This is a genomic window from Fredinandcohnia quinoae (assembly GCF_022427965.1).
Classification (GTDB): domain Bacteria; phylum Bacillota; class Bacilli; order Bacillales; family Bacillaceae_L; genus Ferdinandcohnia; species Ferdinandcohnia quinoae.
On sequence record NZ_JAKTTI010000008.1, the window covers coordinates 1 to 20,194 of the forward strand.

The 20,194-nt window shown below is 38.3% G+C and carries 22 protein-coding genes; 19 read left to right on the forward strand and 3 right to left on the reverse strand.

Going from position 1 to position 20,194, the window contains the following annotated elements:
- Positions 1 to 180 precede the first annotated feature (180 nt).
- On the reverse strand, positions 181 to 699 hold the full coding sequence (locus MJG50_RS07255) for a MerR family transcriptional regulator (protein WP_240254125.1): 519 nt from the start codon (positions 697 to 699) through the stop codon (positions 181 to 183).
- A gap of 252 nt (positions 700 to 951) precedes the next feature.
- Between MJG50_RS07255 and prfA the strand changes: the two genes are divergently transcribed.
- From prfA to glyA, 11 genes are all read left to right on the forward strand, one after another.
- The gene (gene prfA, locus MJG50_RS07260) at positions 952 to 2,019 is read left to right on the forward strand and encodes a peptide chain release factor 1 (RefSeq protein WP_240254127.1); all 1,068 of its coding nucleotides are present in this window, start codon (positions 952 to 954) and stop codon (positions 2,017 to 2,019) included.
- Positions 2,019 to 2,891, forward strand: coding sequence for a peptide chain release factor N(5)-glutamine methyltransferase (prmC, locus tag MJG50_RS07265; RefSeq protein WP_240254129.1), 873 nt, complete (start codon positions 2,019 to 2,021; stop codon positions 2,889 to 2,891). Before prfA ends, prmC begins: the two co-directional genes overlap by 1 nt.
- Before the next feature lie 199 nt (positions 2,892 to 3,090).
- A complete protein-coding gene (spoIIR, locus tag MJG50_RS07270) occupies positions 3,091 to 3,750 on the forward strand; it encodes a stage II sporulation protein R (RefSeq protein WP_240254131.1) in 660 nt (219 codons plus the stop codon).
- Positions 3,751 to 3,829: 79 nt separating this feature from the next.
- Complete coding sequence (locus MJG50_RS07275; RefSeq protein WP_240254133.1) at positions 3,830 to 4,273, forward strand: GNAT family N-acetyltransferase; 444 nt, start codon at positions 3,830 to 3,832, stop codon at positions 4,271 to 4,273.
- 208 nt (positions 4,274 to 4,481) lie between these two features.
- Positions 4,482 to 5,543, forward strand: a complete 1,062-nt coding sequence (locus MJG50_RS07280; protein WP_240254135.1) for an L-threonylcarbamoyladenylate synthase — start codon at positions 4,482 to 4,484, stop codon at positions 5,541 to 5,543.
- Positions 5,544 to 5,640: 97 nt separating this feature from the next.
- Complete coding sequence (locus MJG50_RS07285) at positions 5,641 to 6,201, forward strand: manganese efflux pump MntP (RefSeq protein ID WP_240254137.1); 561 nt, start codon at positions 5,641 to 5,643, stop codon at positions 6,199 to 6,201.
- A 162-nt stretch (positions 6,202 to 6,363) separates the two neighbouring features.
- Entirely contained in the window at positions 6,364 to 6,801 is a 438-nt protein-coding gene (locus MJG50_RS07290) for a low molecular weight protein arginine phosphatase (protein WP_240254138.1), read from the forward strand.
- A 2-nt stretch (positions 6,802 to 6,803) separates the two neighbouring features.
- The gene (locus tag MJG50_RS07295) at positions 6,804 to 8,114 is read left to right on the forward strand and encodes a methyl-accepting chemotaxis protein (RefSeq protein WP_431307264.1); all 1,311 of its coding nucleotides are present in this window, start codon (positions 6,804 to 6,806) and stop codon (positions 8,112 to 8,114) included.
- 106 nt (positions 8,115 to 8,220) lie between these two features.
- Complete coding sequence (rpiB, locus tag MJG50_RS07300) at positions 8,221 to 8,661, forward strand: ribose 5-phosphate isomerase B (protein WP_240254140.1); 441 nt, start codon at positions 8,221 to 8,223, stop codon at positions 8,659 to 8,661.
- Positions 8,662 to 8,752: 91 nt separating this feature from the next.
- Positions 8,753 to 9,325, forward strand: a complete 573-nt coding sequence (locus MJG50_RS07305) for a TIGR01440 family protein (RefSeq protein ID WP_240254141.1) — start codon at positions 8,753 to 8,755, stop codon at positions 9,323 to 9,325.
- Between the two features lie 222 nt (positions 9,326 to 9,547).
- Positions 9,548 to 10,789, forward strand: a complete 1,242-nt coding sequence (gene glyA / locus MJG50_RS07310; RefSeq protein ID WP_240254142.1) for a serine hydroxymethyltransferase — start codon at positions 9,548 to 9,550, stop codon at positions 10,787 to 10,789.
- A 339-nt stretch (positions 10,790 to 11,128) separates the two neighbouring features.
- Here glyA and MJG50_RS07315 read toward each other — a convergent pair whose 3' ends face one another.
- Both MJG50_RS07315 and MJG50_RS07320 read right to left on the reverse strand, forming a co-directional pair.
- Positions 11,129 to 11,290, reverse strand: coding sequence for a type II toxin-antitoxin system antitoxin (locus tag MJG50_RS07315; protein ID WP_240254143.1), 162 nt, complete (start codon positions 11,288 to 11,290; stop codon positions 11,129 to 11,131).
- A 12-nt stretch (positions 11,291 to 11,302) separates the two neighbouring features.
- Positions 11,303 to 12,145 carry an SPFH domain-containing protein gene (locus MJG50_RS07320; RefSeq protein WP_240254144.1) on the reverse strand — a complete coding sequence of 281 codons (843 nt, stop codon included), beginning with the start codon at positions 12,143 to 12,145 and terminating at the stop codon, positions 11,303 to 11,305.
- 196 nt (positions 12,146 to 12,341) lie between these two features.
- Between MJG50_RS07320 and upp the strand changes: the two genes are divergently transcribed.
- The 8 genes from upp to atpA all read left to right on the forward strand — a co-directional run bounded on the left by upp (position 12,342) and on the right by atpA (position 20,133).
- On the forward strand, positions 12,342 to 12,971 hold the full coding sequence (gene upp / locus MJG50_RS07325) for a uracil phosphoribosyltransferase (protein WP_240254149.1): 630 nt from the start codon (positions 12,342 to 12,344) through the stop codon (positions 12,969 to 12,971).
- Positions 12,972 to 13,160: 189 nt separating this feature from the next.
- Positions 13,161 to 15,281 (forward strand): S8 family serine peptidase, encoded by a 2,121-nt coding sequence (locus tag MJG50_RS22130; protein WP_345893217.1) that lies wholly within the window; start codon positions 13,161 to 13,163, stop codon positions 15,279 to 15,281.
- 547 nt (positions 15,282 to 15,828) lie between these two features.
- Positions 15,829 to 16,197: an ATP synthase subunit I gene (locus MJG50_RS07335; RefSeq protein WP_240254151.1), complete on the forward strand. Its 369-nt coding sequence runs from the start codon at positions 15,829 to 15,831 to the stop codon at positions 16,195 to 16,197.
- Positions 16,198 to 16,303: 106 nt separating this feature from the next.
- Positions 16,304 to 17,041, forward strand: a complete 738-nt coding sequence (atpB, locus tag MJG50_RS07340; protein ID WP_240254153.1) for a F0F1 ATP synthase subunit A — start codon at positions 16,304 to 16,306, stop codon at positions 17,039 to 17,041.
- An 88-nt stretch (positions 17,042 to 17,129) separates the two neighbouring features.
- Entirely contained in the window at positions 17,130 to 17,345 is a 216-nt protein-coding gene (gene atpE, locus MJG50_RS07345) for a F0F1 ATP synthase subunit C (protein WP_240254155.1), read from the forward strand.
- Between the two features lie 189 nt (positions 17,346 to 17,534).
- Positions 17,535 to 18,074, forward strand: a complete 540-nt coding sequence (gene atpF / locus MJG50_RS07350) for a F0F1 ATP synthase subunit B (RefSeq protein ID WP_240254317.1) — start codon at positions 17,535 to 17,537, stop codon at positions 18,072 to 18,074.
- The gene (locus MJG50_RS07355; RefSeq protein ID WP_240254157.1) at positions 18,071 to 18,613 is read left to right on the forward strand and encodes a F0F1 ATP synthase subunit delta; all 543 of its coding nucleotides are present in this window, start codon (positions 18,071 to 18,073) and stop codon (positions 18,611 to 18,613) included. Before atpF ends, MJG50_RS07355 begins: the two co-directional genes overlap by 4 nt.
- 11 nt (positions 18,614 to 18,624) lie before the next feature.
- Positions 18,625 to 20,133, forward strand: coding sequence for a F0F1 ATP synthase subunit alpha (gene atpA / locus MJG50_RS07360; protein WP_240254159.1), 1,509 nt, complete (start codon positions 18,625 to 18,627; stop codon positions 20,131 to 20,133).
- Positions 20,134 to 20,194: the final 61 nt, after the last annotated feature.

Sequence of the window (20,194 nt, forward strand, 5' to 3'; positions counted from 1 at the left end):
CTGGACTGAGCGTAGCGAGGGAAGCGGCTCGGCCCCGCCCGCGGAAAGCGACCACCCGGAGTGGAAATCAACCTACACTATTTACCTATTTCTATTCTAAATGAAAAAAAACTGTAGGCAAACTCGAAAATCTTCGAGTTTGTCTACAGTCTGAACGTACTTCCATTGAGGAAGTACGTTTTATAATAGAAATCCCATAATTTTCTTTCGCCTTCTCGGTTTTTGGACTGGAGGTTCTATTTTAAGTGTCGTTTCCCTTTTCATGTTACGTCTTTCATTTTCTAATACTTGAATATAATCTTCTAATTGTTTTACCTTCTTCTGTAGCTCATCTAATTCATTGCGATGTTGAAGAAGTTGGTAGGAAACAACATCACTTGCTTTTGATTCAATCCTTCGTTCGTTTTGCTCAACTCTTTCAAGCAGTTTTGCAACTAGTTGCTCAACAGGCTGATCGGTGCCTTTTTGCATCGTTCGGACGGTCCCCTTTCTAGGTTGTTTTACTTTTGCTTTTATTTCATCGTTTGGAGTGCCGTTCTTTAATTGATCACGAATCTGATTGTAAAATGTGAGATCTTCATCAGTAAAAATAAAGTGTCCATACTCATTTTTTTGGCAAGGGATGTTATAATCCCTAATCCATCTTCTTATTGTTTTTGTAGATACACCTACTATACCTGCAAGCTCAGCTGTATTCACAATAACCACTCCCCTTTCCTTTTGTCATACCTATTCTCTCTTTATAATTGATATCCTTCACAGAAGACAAAACTAGTATTCATTCGGCAAAGAAAGAAGATAACCCCTCAATTTCTAATGAATTCGACAACAGGGAACGAAGTGTACATTTGGAAGACTATGAGGGTATATATGTTTGTGAAATTGCTTTGACGGGTATAGTAAACCTATACTATAATTAGACTGTTATGGACAAAATTTGAGGTGAAGCCCATGTTTGATCGTTTAGAAGCGACAGAAGCTCGTTATGAAAAATTGAATGAATTATTAAGTGATCCAGATATCGTTAATGATACTACGAAATTACGTGATTATTCGAAGGAACAATCAGATATACAAGATACTGTTGAAGCATATAGAGAGTACAAGGAAGTTAAGGAACAGCTCGATGATGCGAAGGTTATGCTTGATGAAAAGCTTGATGCTGAGATGAGAGAGATGGTAAAAGAAGAAATAAACGAACTAGAAGAACGTGTAGAAGCACTTGAAGAGCGAATGAGAATTCTCTTACTTCCGAAGGACCCGAACGATGATAAGAACGTTATTATGGAGATTCGTGGTGCTGCTGGTGGGGATGAAGCAGCTCTATTTGCTGGTGATCTATATCGTATGTATAGCCGTTATGCAGAAATGCAAGGCTGGAAGACAGAAGTAATGGAAGCCAATACGACTGGAGTCGGAGGCTATAAAGAAATCATTTTTATGATCAGTGGTAAAGGTGCTTATTCTCGCTTGAAGTTTGAAAATGGTGCCCATCGTGTTCAACGTGTTCCTGAGACGGAATCAGGTGGACGTATTCATACGTCTACAGCAACTGTTGCTGTATTACCAGAGGCGGAAGAAGTAGAAGTTGAAATCCACGAGAAGGATATTCGTGTGGATACATTTGCATCTAGTGGTCCTGGGGGTCAAAGTGTTAATACGACAATGTCTGCAGTACGACTAACTCACTTACCTACTGGTACGGTTGTTTCATGTCAGGATGAAAAATCGCAAATTAAAAATAAAGAAAAAGCAATGAAAGTTTTACGTGCACGTGTATATGATAAAATTCAACGAGAAGTTCAAGCAGAGTATGATCAAAACCGAAAGCAAGCTGTCGGAACTGGTGACCGCTCTGAACGAATTCGTACCTATAATTTCCCGCAAAATCGTGTTACCGACCACCGAATTGGATTGACCATTCAAAAGCTTGATCAAATTCTTACAGGTAAGCTTGATGAAGTAATTGATGCACTTGTAATGGAAGATCAGGCATTGAAAATGGAGCAAGCAGAGTAATGCAAGATTTTCAAAAAGTGTATGAAGCCCTCAAATGGGCTTCTTCTTTTTTAAAAGAAAATAGTCGGGATGAAAATACGGGTGAGTTGCTTTTATGTCATTATCTAGGTCAAAGTCGTGCGCAGCTTCTTGCAGATCTTCGGGAGGAACTGGATGAAGCGGTTAAGATGAAGTTTATCGAGGCAGTACAGCAAGTTGTAAAAGGGACTCCTCCCCAGCATATTATTGGCTACGAAGAATTTTATGGACGTAGGTTTATTGTGAATGAAGAAGTACTGATCCCGAGGCCAGAAACGGAGGAACTCGTACAAGGTCTATTAGAACGGATCAAAGGGAATTTTCGAGAAAATGTACCGGTAAGTGTTGTAGATGTCGGAACTGGGAGTGGGGCTATTTCGATTACATTAGCGTTAGAAAATCCTACCCTAGAGGTGGTGACAGTCGACATTGCCAAGGCTTCATTACAGGTAGCGAAGGAAAATGCTTTGAAGCTAGGTGCAGATGTAGGATTTCTAGAAGGTGACTTATTACAACCTCTCATTACAAATGGTGTTAGGGTCGATGTGGTTGTGTCAAATCCACCATATATACCTGAAGAAGATATTAACACCTTATCCACAGTTGTGAAAGATCATGAACCGATAAGGGCACTTGTAGGTGGACGTGATGGTTTAGATTTTTATCGGCGCTTTATGGTGGAGATCCCTCTTGTATTAAAGGAGAAAGGGATTGTCGCTTTTGAAGTTGGTGTTGGACAAGGGAATGATGTAGCCACCATGCTTAGAGGGACATTCCCGAAAGCAAAGATTGAGGTTGTAAATGACATTAATGGCAAGGATCGGATGGTATTTGCTGAAATAGGATTCAATTGAAAAAAGGTCGCTTGGACATTTGTCTTAGCGGCTTTTCTATACGCGGATGTCAGTACTATTGTGGATATGTGGCAATGTAGGTACATATATTCAAAGTTTCATAGAATTCGTAAATGGATTACTAGATTTTTTTATTTTGCTAGTTTAAGAAGTTGGTTTCCTGTCCACAATGGATTAGTGAAGGGGCGGTGCTAGTAAAATGAGAAAACAATATGCAATCATCTTTTTTATTCTATTATTATTTATCGGTGCAAATAGTCACTTATTTTTAGAGAAAACAAACGCAAGTGGGCCAACAGAAATTCCAGACGAGGCCATTCGTCTTCGCATATTAGCTAATAGTGATTCAGATGAGGATCAAGCGTTAAAACGATTAATCCGTGATGAGGTTAATAAAGAAATTACCAAATGGGTCGAGAAGTTAACATCGGTTGAAGCTGCTAGAACCCTAATCCAAGAGAGATTACCTGAAATTGAAGAGATTGTTAAAGATGTACTTGAGAATGAAAATAGTAACCAAACTTTTTCGGTGAAATATGGAAGCAATGTAAGCTTTCCGACAAAATTATATGGTGAATTTCTTTATCCAGCAGGTAATTATGAAGCCATTCTTATTTCACTTGGAGAGGCAAAAGGGGCGAACTGGTGGTGTGTGCTTTTTCCACCTTTGTGTTTCCTAGACTTTTCTAATGGTGAAGCAGTTGATACTTCTGGTGATAACAAAAAAGAAGAGAAGAAAGTTGTGTCAGTTGAAAAACAGGAAGATAAAAAGAAGAATAAAAAGATAGAGAAAAAAGATGAGGATGAGGTGGAGGTTCGTTTTTTCCTCGTTGATTTCTTCACATCCTTATTCAGTTGAAAATTCTAGTAAGCTGTTCTATTTTGTATAAATCCTCATAGAGTAGATAGTAGTAATCTATCAAATGAGGTGAATGATAATGAAGCAAATACGAATTGCAAATGTACAAGATATTGATAACATAAAGAGATTTTTAGGACGAGCCGATGTAAGTTCGGAGGGAATTGATTCAATCATTGATCATTTTATCGTGATGGAGGATGTTGACTACAATATTCTTGCAACAATCGGAATTGAGCGCATTGAAAAGGACGGACTTCTTCGCTCACTGGTGATTACACAAGGACTTGATCAAACGGAAGTTCTTGCACTATTTAAAAGTGTTCTATCTTTAGCTAAAAAGAAGGAATTGGAGCATTTATATTTGACAACAAACATAGAAGCTTCAATCCAATTTTTTGAGTTACTTGGGTTCACAAAAATAGATATGTGTGAATTACCTACTCACTTGCAAACATCTGACCATATTACACAGCTCTGCCATTCTGTAGAGCCAATGTTCATGTTCATTAAGGTTGCGTGAATTTCTTTACACATGATGCTTGCCACCATCTTACCCAAAAATGTGCATATCCACAAAGTTATCCACATTAAAGAAGGTATTATCCACAAATTGTGGATAATACTTGTTTTATGTTGTTGAGATAATTATAATTTCTTATATTGTGATTAAAATAAATGAGGCATTTTATATGGAAATTTGCCCAATTTAGATATAGGAGATGCTTGAAATGGACACGAAATATTGGGTTGTGGATAAGCAACTGGAACAACTAGAGGATTATCCACAGATTAAAGAAGCCGCCAAGCTTTTACAAGAAAATGAAGTAGTTGCCTTTCCTACGGAGACGGTATATGGTCTAGGGGCAAATGCTAAATCAGATGAAGCTGTGGATAAAATATATCAAGCAAAAGGTCGACCGAGTGATAATCCACTCATCGTTCATATTGCAAAAATTGAACAAGTAGACGAGATTGCGGAAGATATTTCAGAAACTGCTCGGAGTCTAATAGCTCATTTTTGGCCGGGACCGTTAACGCTTGTGCTTAAGAAAAAGGCAAATGCTGTTTCGGAAAAGGTTACACCTGGCCGTAACACAGTGGCAGTTAGAATGCCAGATCACCCACTTGCACTTGCATTAATCAGACGAGCGAATCTACCACTTGCGGCACCGAGTGCCAACCTCTCAGGGAAACCAAGCCCAACTTTAGCAGGTCATGTTAGTGATGATTTATCCGGCAGGGTTGCGGGTATTTTGGATGGAGGTGCAACCGGTGTAGGCTTGGAATCAACAGTGCTTGATTGCACTGACGAGATTCCGATCATTTTACGTCCAGGTGGTGTTACGAAGGAGCAGCTTGAAGAAATCTGTGGAAAAGTTGAAATTGATAGAGCTTTACTTGAAGAAGGACAGGCTCCAAAAGCACCAGGGATGAAATACAAACACTATGCACCGACTGCTCCACTATATATTGTGAATGGAACGCTACGTTTTATGCAGGCACTAATCGCAAAAAAACAACAAGAAGGTTATCGAGTAGGTGTATTAACAACAAATGAAAATGAAGTAAGCTATGTGGCAGATGCGGTGATTAGTTGTGGGACACTTCAAGACTTGCGTACGGTTGCAAGTAATTTATATGAAGCACTACGCTTATTTGATAAAAGAGGTGTAGACGTTATCTATAGTGAAGACTTTCCATCTGTGGGAATTGGCCAAGCTATTATGAATCGCTTGGAAAAGGCTGCAGCTCACAAGTTTATTTATGAGAATGAAGGACAAAATGAATAGTCTTAGTCTTATTTAATGCTTTACATTTTAAAACAGATTATTCTAATTCCTTTTGGACTTGCATATGTTGATATAGGCAAGTCCGAGGGGGTAGAAAATGGAGATAGCAGCAGTTTTAGGAGAGTTCTTAACTTTATTTGTAATGGCATTTGCCTTAGGAATGGATGCATTTTCCGTAGGACTTGGAATGGGTTTAATTCAATTACGGCTTAAGCAAATTTTTTCGATTGGATTGATAATTGGATTATTTCACATGTGGATGCCACTTCTAGGAATGGTTATTGGAGGATATTTATCATCACAGCTTGGGGTAATTGCGACATATATTGGTGGAGGACTTTTACTTTTATTAGGGCTACAAATGATTATTTCGTCATTCAAAAATGACGATAAAAGAATGATCACGCCTGAAGGGTTTGGATTATTTATTTTTGCATTAAGTGTAAGTTTGGATAGTTTTTCAGTGGGATTATCATTAGGGATATATGGTGCAAAAACTATTATTACTATTTTCATGTTTGGAATTGTGAGTATGTTTTTGACGTGGGTCGGTCTTTTACTGGGGCGTAAGGTACAAGCTTGGTTTGGAAAATATAGTGAAGCTTTAGGTGGCAGTATATTATTTGCTTTTGGCATCAAATTACTATTTCCCCTGTAAAAATTATAACAACTTTGTGAGCATGGGTGAAAATTCATGCTCTTTTTTTCATTTTAGACTATGTCTCCTTATACATGTGCTTTATAATAGTGGTAATATCAAAATTTGTCTATTTTTATCGATTCAAATAAAATGAAGACAAAATTATGAAAGTGGGCTTGTATGATGACACAAATATTATTTGTATGTACAGGAAATACGTGTAGAAGTCCAATGGCGGAAGCATTGTTACGTTTTAGAGCTGGTAACGATTTACAAGTTAAATCGGCGGGTCTTTTTGCTAGCGATGGTCATGATGTATCAACCAATACAAGATTAGTATTAGAAGAGAATGGAATTAAGTGTGACCACAAATCTTCTTTTTTAACTGATGATAAGGTAGAATGGGCTACTTATATTTTTGCAATGACAAATAGCCATAAGCAAGAAATCCTTTTTCGCTTTCCTAAAGCCGCTAGTAAAGTATTTACATTGAAGGAATTTGTGGCTAAAAATGGGGATGTTTCTGATCCATATGGAGGATCATTAGACATATATAGAGATACATTCGATGAAATGGTTCCATTAATCGATTCATTACTTTTGAAACTAACTTTATAAATATGTACCAGGGGGAGAACAAGTTGGAGGAAAAAAAGAGATACAAATTTGGGCTTAGGAAAAAATTGGTTTTGTTCATTACGGTGTTGGCGGTTGTAACATTTTCATCAACCGCGGTGTTTATTTATTTTCTATATAATTTTGTAGATCAGATGTTCAGTGAGCAAGTATTTACGGCTGCAACATTAGTAATGGGGATCTTTTGGTCTGGGGTATTGGCTTATTTTGCTGCAGGATTTATTACGAGGCCATTACAACGATTAGAAAGGGTTGCAATAAAAGCGGCAAATGGACAAATAAGTGAGGATGTAACAGTAGGAACATCAGATGATGAAATTCGCTCTTTAAGTCTTGCATTCAATAAAATGTTGCATAATCTTAGGGATATGGTACAAAATATTGAAGAAAATTTTGAACATACAAATAAAAAGGTAATTGATATTTCAAATGCATCTAGTTTAGCATCTGAACAGGCTGATAGCATTTCTCGGACTATTTCAGAAATATCAAAAGGTGCTGACAGCTCAGCGGTTTCAATTCAAGAAACGGCAGAATCAGTTGATGATGTTATTAAAATCGCTGAAGAAGTTCAAAAGAAAGCAGTTACATCAGAACAATTATCGATTGAAATGGTTGATTCATTGAATGATAGTAAGGAGATTATCCATTCATTAATTTCAGGTATTAATCAACTTGTTGAAAATAACAAAACATCCTTAGAGGCGGTTAATCGTCTTGAAACGAATGCGAGAAAAGTAGAGGATATTATCTCGTTAGTTGGCGATATCGCTGGACAAACCAACCTCTTAGCTTTGAATGCTTCGATTGAAGCTGCACGTGCAGGTGAGCACGGAAAGGGCTTTGCAGTTGTTGCTGAGGAAGTACGAAAACTAGCAGATGAAAGTTCTAAAGCAGTGCAAGGTATTTCTGAACTTATTGAAAATATTCAAATAGAAGTAGGTAATGTCGTGGTTCAAATCGCTGAACAGGTTGCTGCTGCAAATGAGGAGGCGAAAAAGGGAACTGTTACGAATGAGGCAATTGCCGAAATGACGGTTTCTGTTCATGAGGTTGCTGATGCAGTCAAACAAATTGCAGTTCTTGTGGAGAAGCAGATGGAAAATATCCAAGTAACAGCAACACAATCACAGGAAGTAGCAGCTATTGCAGAGGAAACATCAGCAGGTGCACAAGAAGTCAGTGCAGCTACACAACAACAAGCCAGTGTGATTGAAGATGTAAGTCAATTAGCTCAAGAACTAGCAGAACAAGCTGGAAAACTTAAGAAGACAATTTATCGATTTACTTTATAATATTTTTAGCGTGATTGATAATAAAAAGTAGACTCCCGCACAATTGGCGGGAGTTGCTTATTTGGAATACAATAGTAATAGGATTATTATTCAGGGGGGCTGTCAAATGAAAATAGCAATAGCATCTGACCACGGTGGATTAGTATTACGTGAAGAGATTAAAAAAGTAATGGATGAGCTCGAACTTCAGTATGAGGATTTTGGTTGTGACTGCACAACTTCTGTTGATTACCCAGATTACGGGATACCTGTTGCTGAAAAGGTTGCTAGTGGTGAATTTGACCGTGGAATTTTAATATGTGGAACAGGGATTGGAATGAGTATCTCAGCTAATAAAGTAAAAGGAATTCGCTGCGCACTTGTCCATGATGTTTTTAGTGCAAAGGCAACACGCGAGCATAATAATAGCAACATTCTTGCCATGGGTGAACGTGTCATCGGGCCAGGACTAGCAAGAGAAATTGCAATCGCGTGGCTTACAACTGAATTCCAGGGTGGCCGGCATGAAAACCGCATTAATAAAATAGCTGAATACGAGAATAAATAAGACGTGGCATCATGTGTACTATAATGGTGTCAGCAATAGTTGCAGAAAAACCCAATGAAGGTATGTATGCTGTTGAAAGGATGGACTAAACATGTCAGAGGAATTAGAGCAATGGCGTAGCCAATTGAAGACGGTACTTTCTGATTTGAATGAGCATGTGTCATTGACAGAAGATATGCTTCTTGTTGTTGGATGCAGCACAAGTGAAGTAATTGGGAAAAAGATTGGAACTGCTGGAACATTGGAAGTTGCCGAAATGATCTTCAGTGAAATCAAAGAAGTTCAGTCAAAGACAGGTGTTCAAGTTGCCTTTCAATGCTGTGAACACTTAAACAGGGCATTGGTAGTTGAAAGATCAACTGCAGTGAAAAAGAATTTCGAACTTGTAACAGTGACGCCAGTAAGGACAGCGGGTGGAGCAATGGCTACATATGCATTCGATCATCTGAATGACTCTGTTGTTGTCGAGTTTGTGAAGGCAGATGCTGGAATCGATATTGGTGATACCTTTATTGGCATGCACCTTAAGCATGTGGCTGTACCTATCCGAAGCAAGGTCAAGGAAATTGGCGGAGCACATGTGACATTAGCCAAGACAAGACCTAAGCTCATTGGCGGTGAAAGAGCTGTATATCCGAATAAAGAAGAAAATAGGAAGTGTTAATGGTTCAAGTTTAAAAAGGGAAATCAAGCTGCAAAACGTAGCTGAATTCCCTTTTTTCATCCCTAAACACAAACATTACTACATAAAAATGTTTTAATGTACGAAAATAAGGCGAAAAATATTTTAAAATCTACCACCAGTATCTTAAAAGTGATACAATGGAAAGGAATTTTCACAAAAGTATAAAAACCATTGGAAAATAGAGTAAAAGGAGGATTCCAAATGAAACATGTATCGGAGCAAGATCAGCAAGTATTTGCTGCAATTCAGGATGAGTTAAAAAGACAACGTACAAAAATCGAGCTAATAGCTTCTGAAAATTTTGTAAGTGAAGCTGTAATGGAAGCACAAGGGTCTGTGTTAACAAATAAGTATGCTGAAGGATATCCAGGGCGTCGTTATTATGGTGGTTGTGAGCATGTCGATGTCGTAGAAAACATTGCAAGGGATCGAGCTAAGGAAATCTTTGGTGCAGAGCATGTCAATGTTCAGCCACATTCAGGTGCACAAGCTAATATGGCTGTTTATTTTACAATTTTAGAGCCAGGTGATACGGTACTAGGAATGAATTTAACTCATGGTGGTCATTTAACACATGGTAGCGCGGTTAATTTCAGTGGGGTCCTCTATAACTTTGTTGATTATGGTGTAGATCCAGACACACATCGCATTGATTACAATGATGTATTAGAAAAGGCTAAATTACATAAGCCAAAACTTATTGTAGCTGGTGCTAGTGCATATCCACGTGCAATTGATTTTAAGAAATTCCGTGAGATTGCTGATGAGGTTGGCGCATATTTCATGGTTGATATGGCTCATATTGCAGGTCTGGTTGCAGCTGGCCTTCATGAAAACCCTGTACCATATGCTGACTTTGTAACAACGACTACACATAAGACATTACGCGGTCCGCGCGGTGGGATGATTTTTTGCAAAGAGGAATTCGCAAAGAAAATTGATAAATCGATTTTCCCTGGAATTCAAGGTGGCCCATTAATGCATGTAATTGCAGCTAAAGCAGTTTCATTTGGTGAGGCTCTTCAAGAGGATTTTAAAGTATACGCGGAAAATATTATTAAAAATGCTGCTAGACTTGCAGAAGGATTGAAAAAAGAAGGTTTACAATTAGTATCTGATGGAACAGATAATCACCTTGTATTAGTAGATGTACGTTCGTTAGGAACTACAGGGAAAGCTGCAGAACATGTACTTGATGAAGTTGGAATTACTGTAAATAAAAATACAATTCCATTTGAAACAGAAAGTCCATTTGTCACTAGTGGTATTCGGATTGGTACAGCAGCTGTTACAAGTCGTGGATTTGGTCTTGAAGAAATGGACGAAATCGCTTCGATCATTGGGTTTACATTGAAAAATGCTGACAGTCCTGAAAAACTTGAAGAAGCCAAACAACGTGTTGAAGCATTAACAGCTAGATTCACATTATATAAAGAATATTAAAAGTGCGTGTTCAAAAAGGAGGATAAAAAGGATCGAGAAGTTCGAGGCGGCGCAGCTTTGAGTAGCGAGCCTACTTCTGCGCATAACTTCTTTGCTGGCTTGCACCGAGGAATGAACTTCCTCGATTCAGCTAGTAGACGCAGGTGCAGAATGCTTTTTACGTATGGGGTTAATACGTGAGCAGACGCTCTTGCACACAGGAAAAGTACATTTCTTTTCCAAGGAACGTAAAAGCAAGCCAACGAAGAAATTCGATGTGTCATTTTTACCGGACTTTTTGAACAACCTCTAAAATGTAAGAGGGGGTAGCTCTATATTGTAGAGTCTACCCCTTTTACATCATTCTTTGTCCTTCTTTGTCCTTCCCGCACGTTTGGCGGCATCACGGAGAAGGTATTCAATATGACTATTTACACTCCTAAAATCGTCAGCAGCCCATTTTTGAATAATTTCATAGAGGTCAGGGTCAAGTCGTAGCGGAAAGCTTTTCTTTTTAGCCATTGGATTCGCTCATTAATAGAGAGTCCCAGCGTTTATAACGGGCTGTGTTGACTTTTCTGAAACGATCGCAACGAGTAAATTGTTAACCATTTGAACTTTTCTTTCATCATCAAGTTCAATCGTACGATCATTTTCAAGCTGTTTGATCGCCATTTGTGCCATACCGACTGCACCCTCAACAATTTTGTGCCTGGCTGCAATAATAGCAGATGCTTGCTGGCGTTGCAGCATCGCTTGGGCAATTTCAGTAGAATAAGCAAGGTGAGTAAGGCGAGCTTCGATTACTTGAACACCAGCAACATTTAACCTTGCTTGGAGTTCGGCAGTCAGCTCATTTGAAACCTCCTCGGAATTTCCACGTAATGTTAACTCGACATTTTCGAATGTATCATATGGATATTTTGTTGCAACATGACGGATTGCTGTTTCACTTTGAATTTCTACAAATTCTTCATAATGATCAACATCAAATACTGCTTTTGCTGAATCAATCACCTTATATACAACAACTGCAGCAATTTCGATCGGATTACCCTCTACATCATTCACCTTTAATTTTTTACTGTTAAAATTATTCACACGTAATGATACAGTTCTTCTTGTTGAGAGTGGTACAGTTAAAAATAAGCCACTTTCACGAATTGATCCAAGATATTTACCGAAAAAAATAACGACACCAGCTTGGTTAGGTTGAACAATTGTAATGCCTGAAGCAAGGAGAACTGCGATTACTAAAAAGGCAATTGCAATAACAATCTGTGTGTTCAGGAACATAAAGAATGCGAGCCCGCCAAGAACTGCAATCGTCAATATTCCTAAAAATCCATTTATTCTAAATGCCTGATTTTCTTTCATATACTCATCTCCTATTCATATTATTTCTATATCATTATGATATCACTTTTGTATAAAACTGTAAATTGAAATATGGAGAGTATTCAAATTTTTTTCATCTATCTTGAACATGGGTTTGTTTTTCTGTAAAATCAATTGAAGTAAAACGAGAAAGAGCACCCGTAATGAAATACAAATAAAAGGAGAGATCGTACAAATGGGCAAGGTATATGTCTTTGATCACCCACTTATTCAACACAAGCTTACATACATCCGGGATAAAAATACGGGAACAAAAGAATTTCGTGAATTAGTAGATGAAGTTGCAAGTTTAATGGCATTTGAAATTACCCGGGACCTTCCTCTTGAGGAAGTTGAAATTGAAACCCCAGTTAAATTAGCAAAATCAAAGGTATTAGCGGGGAAAAAGCTAGGTATAGTTCCAATTCTTCGTGCAGGATTAGGAATGGTGGATGGTATCTTAAATCTAATTCCGGCAGCAAAGGTTGGGCATATTGGTCTTTACCGTGACCCAGCGACATTGAAGCCAGTCGAGTATTATGTGAAACTTCCTTCAGACCTTGAAGAACGTGAATTTATTGTTGTTGACCCAATGCTTGCAACAGGAGGATCTGCGGTTGAAGCGATTAACTCGCTGAAAAAGCGTGGAGCCAAAAATATTAAATTCATGTGTCTCATTGCAGCTCCAGAAGGTGTTGAAGTAGTTAAACAAGCACACCCTGATGTTGATATCTACATCGCAGCACTAGATGAAAAGCTTAATGACCATGGTTACATTGTACCGGGCCTAGGTGATGCAGGCGACCGTCTTTACGGTACAAAATAAGTTGAATATGAATAATTCATATTTGTCCACTTTTTGAGAGAAACTATCTCAAGGAGTGGATTTTTTGTGTGGAGAAAACTACTAATTGCTTTAATAAGTATCATCATTTTCAATTCTTTTCCCAATCAAATAGAAGCTACAACTTTTCCAAATCGTCCGCCCTTTCCAAAGGAGGACCTAAACGAAGTAGTGGAAAAAATCATCATCACTGACAAAGAAAATATCAAATCAATACTTCAACGAACAAAAGAAAAATACCCTTCAATCAAAATTAATCACATTTATAAGTATGTTTTTAATGGCTTTTCAGTAAAAGGAAAACGAAAAGATTTACAACAACTTGAAGCAGAAGAAGGAATACGACATAGCTCTCCTGTTACTGCCTATAAGGTTTCACTTGATAAAAGTGTACCTTTTATAGGTGGGGATGCAGTTCGAGGGCATTTTGATACCAAGGACCATCGAATAACTGGGAGAGGAGTTAAAGTCGGCATCATTGATACAGGGGTTGATTATACTCACCCAGATTTACGAATGAATTATAGAGGTGGATATGATCTTGTTGATGGAGACGATGATCCGATGGAAACAAAGGGTTCTTCAGTACATAATACGGTTCATGGTACACATGTTGCAGGGATAATAGCAGCTAACGGAAAACTAAAAGGAGTAGCGCCAGAGGCTGAAATTATCGGATACCGCGCACTAGGACCTGGAGGTATGGGAACATCTGAGCAAGTGATTGCTGCAATTGATCGTGCCATCGAAGATAAGGTTGATATCATTAATCTTTCACTCGGAAATACAGTGAATGGACCAGATTGGCCTACAAGTCTCGCACTTGATAAGGCAACCGAAAATGGAATAATTGCTGTGACATCAAGTGGGAATTCTGGGCCAAATGTATGGACAGTAGGATCTCCAGGTACCTCATCAAAGGCAATTTCAGTTGGAGCAACTACCCCTCCTATGAAAGTCCCGTATCTTACAATTGGGATTGAAGATAAAAAAATACAGCTAGCCTTATTACAGGGTTCGAAGAAATGGGACTTTTCAAAGAAACAGGAAATTGTAGTAGCGGGTATTGGAGATGAAGAAATATTTCCTGATGTTACTGGTAAAATCGTGTTAATGCAAAGAGGGAAAATAACATTTACTGAAAAAGCACGTAGAGCCTATAATGCTGGGGCGATCGCGGTATTAATTTATAATAATACAGATGGTAATTTTGAAGGTGGACTCGATTCAGAGCTACCTATTCCAGTTGCATCCATTTCAAAAGTGGATGGTAATTGGTTGAAAAAACAAATAAAGGATGGGAATACGCATGTAACAACGTTGTTTAATGTACTAGAGGATACGCTCGCTGAATTTAGCTCTAGGGGGCCGGTAACTAATTCATGGGATATAAAGCCTGACATCGTTGCTCCCGGAGTAGCGATTGAGAGTACCATACCAGATGGTTATATCGAATTACAGGGTACAAGTATGTCCGCTCCTCATGTTGCAGGGGCTGCCGCTCTTTTAAAACAAGCTCATCCTAATTGGTCACCATTACAAATAAAAGCAGCTCTAATGAATACAGCTCTCCTATTAAAAAATGAACAGAATACGTATTATGCACCATATGAACAAGGTGCCGGAAGAGTTCAATTACATGAGGCTATCCACGCAGAAACACTTGTATATCCAAGCTCTCTTGCTTTTGGTATGCTCCATCATAAGGATCCGAGAACTGAGAAAAAGATAAAGATAATAATTGAAAATAGATCGAACACTTCTAAATACTATTCGTTTGAAGTTCCCAATCATATACAGGGTATTCAGTGGAAAATCCCTCACCCATTCTATTTAAAACCAGATGAAAAAATACAAGTAACACTAACAATTGATGTAACTCCGAGCATTATCGGTGCAGGTCTTCATCACGGTTATCTATTCCTAAAAGATGGGGACAAGCGAATTCAACTACCATATATGTACGTAATTGAGGAGCCCGATTACCCGAGAATCATGGGATTTCAATTTGGAAGAGACGATAAAAAGGGGACATTCCATTATGAGTTGTATTTACCGGGAGGGGCTGAGGAATTCGGGATTGCACTATACGACCCTGATACATTCAGGTTTGTAATGTTTTTAGATTGGAAACGGAATGTCACGAGGGGATTAGTTGATAGTGAAATTAACCTGGATAAATTAAAGCTTGTAGGAGTATATAAAGCACTAATCTTTGCTAAAAAGGCAGGAAAAGAAGACACGTTAGAAGTCGAACTAAATTTCGACAATACCGTGGTAGGCAGCCAATAAAATATATTCACATGATCCCCAACGGTGTTAGGCGCTAAAAAAGATGATGTAACTGACACGTTGGGGAATTGTGAACTTTATGTGAACATTATTCCACTTAGGTTTGAAGTGGTTTTTACTATTTGGATAGGAGTAACTGAAAATATTGATAGATAGGTAATTTGATTAAATAAATTTAGTGTTAAGTGTGTGAACTTTTTCATTGCAAACAATTGACATTACTAGGTGCCTATTGTATGCTTACAAAGGGTATAAATGATAAGGTTTTCATAGGGGTAGAGTTATGATGATTTTGTATTTTCTGACTGCTTTTAAAACCATTATTTTTCATAGGTGTAAGGATTTCTTAACCTATATGAATGAAACCCAATATATCCAGAAAAACTGTATTTATCTGGTAGTCTAGCTTAACAAGTAAGGTTTAAGTAACCTCTAACTAGGCTCTGCATTACTTTTTGAAATAATCAGCCCTCAAATAGGACTGGCAATTAGGGGTTATTCAACACTCTGATTGCTCCACCACTTTTTCTCAGGAGATTAATTTGATATGCAAGATTTGGCCGAAATGTTTACGAGGTATCGTAAATACATAATGTTCCTTCTAGCAATTTATGTTATAGGCTGGGGGTTTACGGCATACCAATCTATCTTCTTAGGACTGATACTTGGTACTGTAATTAGTCTGTATAATTTGTTTACGTTGGCACGAAAAAACAAGCAGTTTAATGAAGCAATTGAAGAGGGACGTAAGATGCGTTCACTTGGAACTCTTTCTAGGATGGCAGCAGCAGGTTTGGCTGTGTTAATCGTTATGGAGTATCCTGACAAGTTTCATCTAGTAAGTACTATTTTGGGATTAATGACATCCTATATCGTCATTATGATAGATTTCTTTTTTCAAAACATACGTAAATAGACTTAAGAGGCAAAGGTGCACTTGGAACGTTAATGAGGTAATAGTCTCTACTAATTGTGTTTCAAAATGCCTGGAGCTGAAAGAACGGGAAGAGAGGTGAATACTGTTGGGTCACGAAGCACCTACATTTGAATTATTAGGACTTTATTTTAGTAAATCCAATATTATGATGATTACAATTGCGAGTGCGATTGTGTTTATCGTTGCTGTTTTAGGTACTCGTACTCTCGCGATGAAACCAACTGGAGTTCAAAACTTCATGGAATGGGTTATCGATTTTGTTAAAGGGATTATTGATAGTACGATGGACTGGAAGACAGGCGGTCGCTTCTTAACATTAGGGATTACATTATTAATGTATATCTTCGTTTCTAACATGTTAGGATTACCGTTTGCAGTCATTATTGATGACCATTATCTATGGTGGAAATCTCCGACTGCAGATCCAACAATTACATTAACACTGGCAGTTATGGTTGTTGGTTTAACACATTATTATGGAATTAAGATGAAGGGTGCAGCTGAATATGGCAAAGATTTCTTTAGACCGATGTCTTTCATGTTCCCACTTAAAATTATTGAAGAGTTTGCAAATACATTAACTCTTGGTCTTCGTCTATTCGGTAATATTTATGCAGGTGAGATTCTATTAGGGCTTCTAGCAACTATGGGTTCAAGCGGATGGGCTCAAGACTTTATGAGTGGTATCTTCGGATCACTTGGTGCTATTATTCCGATGCTTGCATGGCAAGGATTCAGTGTGTTTATTGGAGCAATCCAAGCATTCGTTTTCGTTATGTTAACAATGGTTTATTTCTCACACAAAGTGAGTACAGACCATTAAAAATATAAAACGTGTCCAAAATGACACTTTTTGGACATAAAAAACAATAATAATTTACTTTTATACAATTTAAAGGAGGACTTTTAAAATGGCTTTATTAGCAGCTGCAATCGCAGTAGGTTTAGCGGCACTTGGTGCTGGTATTGGTAACGGACTTATCGTATCTCGTACAGTTGAGGGAATTGCTCGTCAACCTGAAGCACGTGGAACTCTTACAACTACAATGTTAATCGGGGTTGCGTTAGTTGAAGCGATGCCTATCATCGCAGTAGTTATCGCGTTCATGGTATACGGTGCTAGATAATTTTTGTAATGAAATGCCTTAAGGTGCATTTGATCAAATGGCGAAGATCATTCCATGAGAACCTTCGCCATTCCTTTGTAGTAATCACAATAAACTAATTTTTCAATAAAAAATAAAAAGCAAGAGAAACTGTCTTTCTTGTTATGAATCTGGGGGTTTCCTTTCTAAGGAGATCTGAAAGGAGTGAATATGACTGTGTTTACAAACCTTTTTGTATTGGGTGCTGCCGCTGGAGATGGTAAACTTCCAGTAAACCTAGGAGATATTATTTTCCAATTGGTTGCATTTCTTATATTGCTAGCATTACTTCGTAAATTTGCATTTGGTCCATTAATGGGCATTATGAAACAACGTGAAGAGCATATTTCAAATGAAATTACAGCTGCTGAGCAAAATCATCAAGAAGCGAAGAAACTTGCAGATGAGCAACGTGAATTTATGAAAAACGCTCGAGTTGAAGCAACTCAACTTATTGAGAATGCGAAGAAATTAGGCGATGAGCAGAAGGAAGGAATTATCCAAGCTGCTCGTGAAGAAGCAAATCGCCTAAAAGAATCTGCGAAAAAAGAAATCGTTCAAGAAAAAGAGCAAGCAGTTACGGCATTACGTGAACAGGTTGCTTCACTATCTGTATTAATTGCTTCTAAAGTAATTGAGAAAGAACTTAGTCAAGCAGACCAAGAGAAGTTAATTAACGAGTATATTCAAGAGGTAGGAGAAGGGCGATGAGCAAAGGAATCGTAGCAAAGCGATATGCAGTAGCTCTTTTTCAATTAGCGAAGGAACAACATGCACTTGATCAGTTTGAAGGCGAACTTCGAACAGTCAAGCAAGTATTCGCTGAAAATGAAGATTTTCTTACGGTACTTAGCAATCCGAAACTATCAATTGATAGAAAGAAATTGATAGTGAAAGAAGCATTTACATCCTTCTCGCAAACGACGCTTAACACTTTGTGTCTTTTATTAGATCGTCATCGTGAAGAACTTATTCTTGACGTTGCTGATGAGTTTATTGAATTAGCAAATAATGAACGTGGTATTGCAGAAGCAAAGGTATTCTCGATTCGCCCACTTTCAGAGGATGAGAAAGCTGGTCTATCATCCGTATTTGCCGCAAAAGTTGGTAAAGCATCACTAAAAATTGAAAATGTCGTTGATAAAAGTCTGATCGGTGGCGTCAAGCTGCGTATCGGAAATCAAATATTTGATGGAAGCGTAAAAGGTAAGTTGGAACGTCTAGAACGTGAACTTATCGCGAAAAGATAGGGGTGAAATTCATGAGCATCAAAGCTGAAGAAATTAGTGCGCTGATAAAAAAGCAAATTGAGAACTATCAGTCTGAAATAAAAGTGAGCGAGGTGGGTACGGTTATCCAGGTTGGGGACGGTACTGCACGTGCTCATGGCCTCGACAATGTCATGGCTGGAGAACTTGTTGAATTTTCAAATGGTGTCATGGGAATGGCACAAAACCTTGAAGAGAACAACGTTGGTATTATCATCCTAGGACCATACACTGAAATTCGTGAAGGTGACGAAGTTCGTCGTACTGGACGTATTATGGAGGTTCCAGTTGGTGAAGCATTGATCGGCCGTGTTGTTAACCCGTTAGGACAACCAGTAGATGGACTTGGTCCAATCGAAACTACAAAGACTCGTCCAATTGAGAGTCCAGCTCCTGGAATCATGGATCGTAAATCTGTTCATGAACCACTACAAACTGGGATTAAAGCAATTGACTCATTGATTCCAATTGGTCGTGGTCAACGTGAATTGATCATCGGTGACCGTCAAACTGGTAAAACATCAGTAGCAATCGATACCATTCTTAACCAAAAGAATGAGAACATGATTTGTATCTATGTTGCAATCGGTCAAAAAGAATCAACTGTTCGTGGTGTTGTTGAAACATTACGTAAAAATGGTGCATTAGATTATACAATCGTTGTAACAGCTTCTGCATCTCAACCAGCTCCTTTATTATACTTAGCTCCATATGCTGGTGTAACAATGGGAGAAGAGTTCATGTACAATGGCAAGCACGTTTTACTTGTCTATGATGACTTAACAAAACAAGCTTCTGCATATCGTGAACTTTCATTACTATTACGTCGTCCTCCAGGTCGTGAAGCATATCCGGGGGATGTATTCTACCTGCACTCACGTCTACTTGAGCGTGCTGCAAAGCTTAGTGACGCAAAAGGTGGAGGCTCATTAACAGCATTACCGTTCATCGAAACACAAGCTGGTGACGTATCTGCATATATCCCGACAAACGTAATCTCGATTACGGACGGACAAATTTTCTTACAATCTGACCTATTCTTCTCAGGTGTACGTCCTGCTGTTAACGCAGGTTTATCTGTATCACGTGTTGGAGGATCTGCTCAAATCAACGCAATGAGGAAAGTATCAGGTACTTTGAGACTTGACCTTGCTTCATACCGTGAATTAGAAGCATTCTCTCAATTCGGATCAGATCTTGATAAAGCAACTCAAGCAAAACTTAACCGTGGAGCTCGTACAGTAGAAGTGTTAAAACAAGGTCTTAACAAACCATTAGCAGTTGAAAAGCAAGTTGCCATTCTTTATGCACTAACTCGTGGATTCTTAGACGATATTCCATTGGTAGACATTGGTCGTTTCGAACAAGAATACTACACATGGTTAGATCATAACCGTAAAGAATTACTGGATCACATCCGATCAACTGGAAAACTTCCAGAGGATGAGGATTTCAAAGCAGCGATTAACGACTTCAAGAAAACTTTCGCAGTATCCGAGTAAATAAACGAGCGGCGTGCTTATGCCCGCCGCTAAATGAAATATACATGCTTGCGCGCTAATT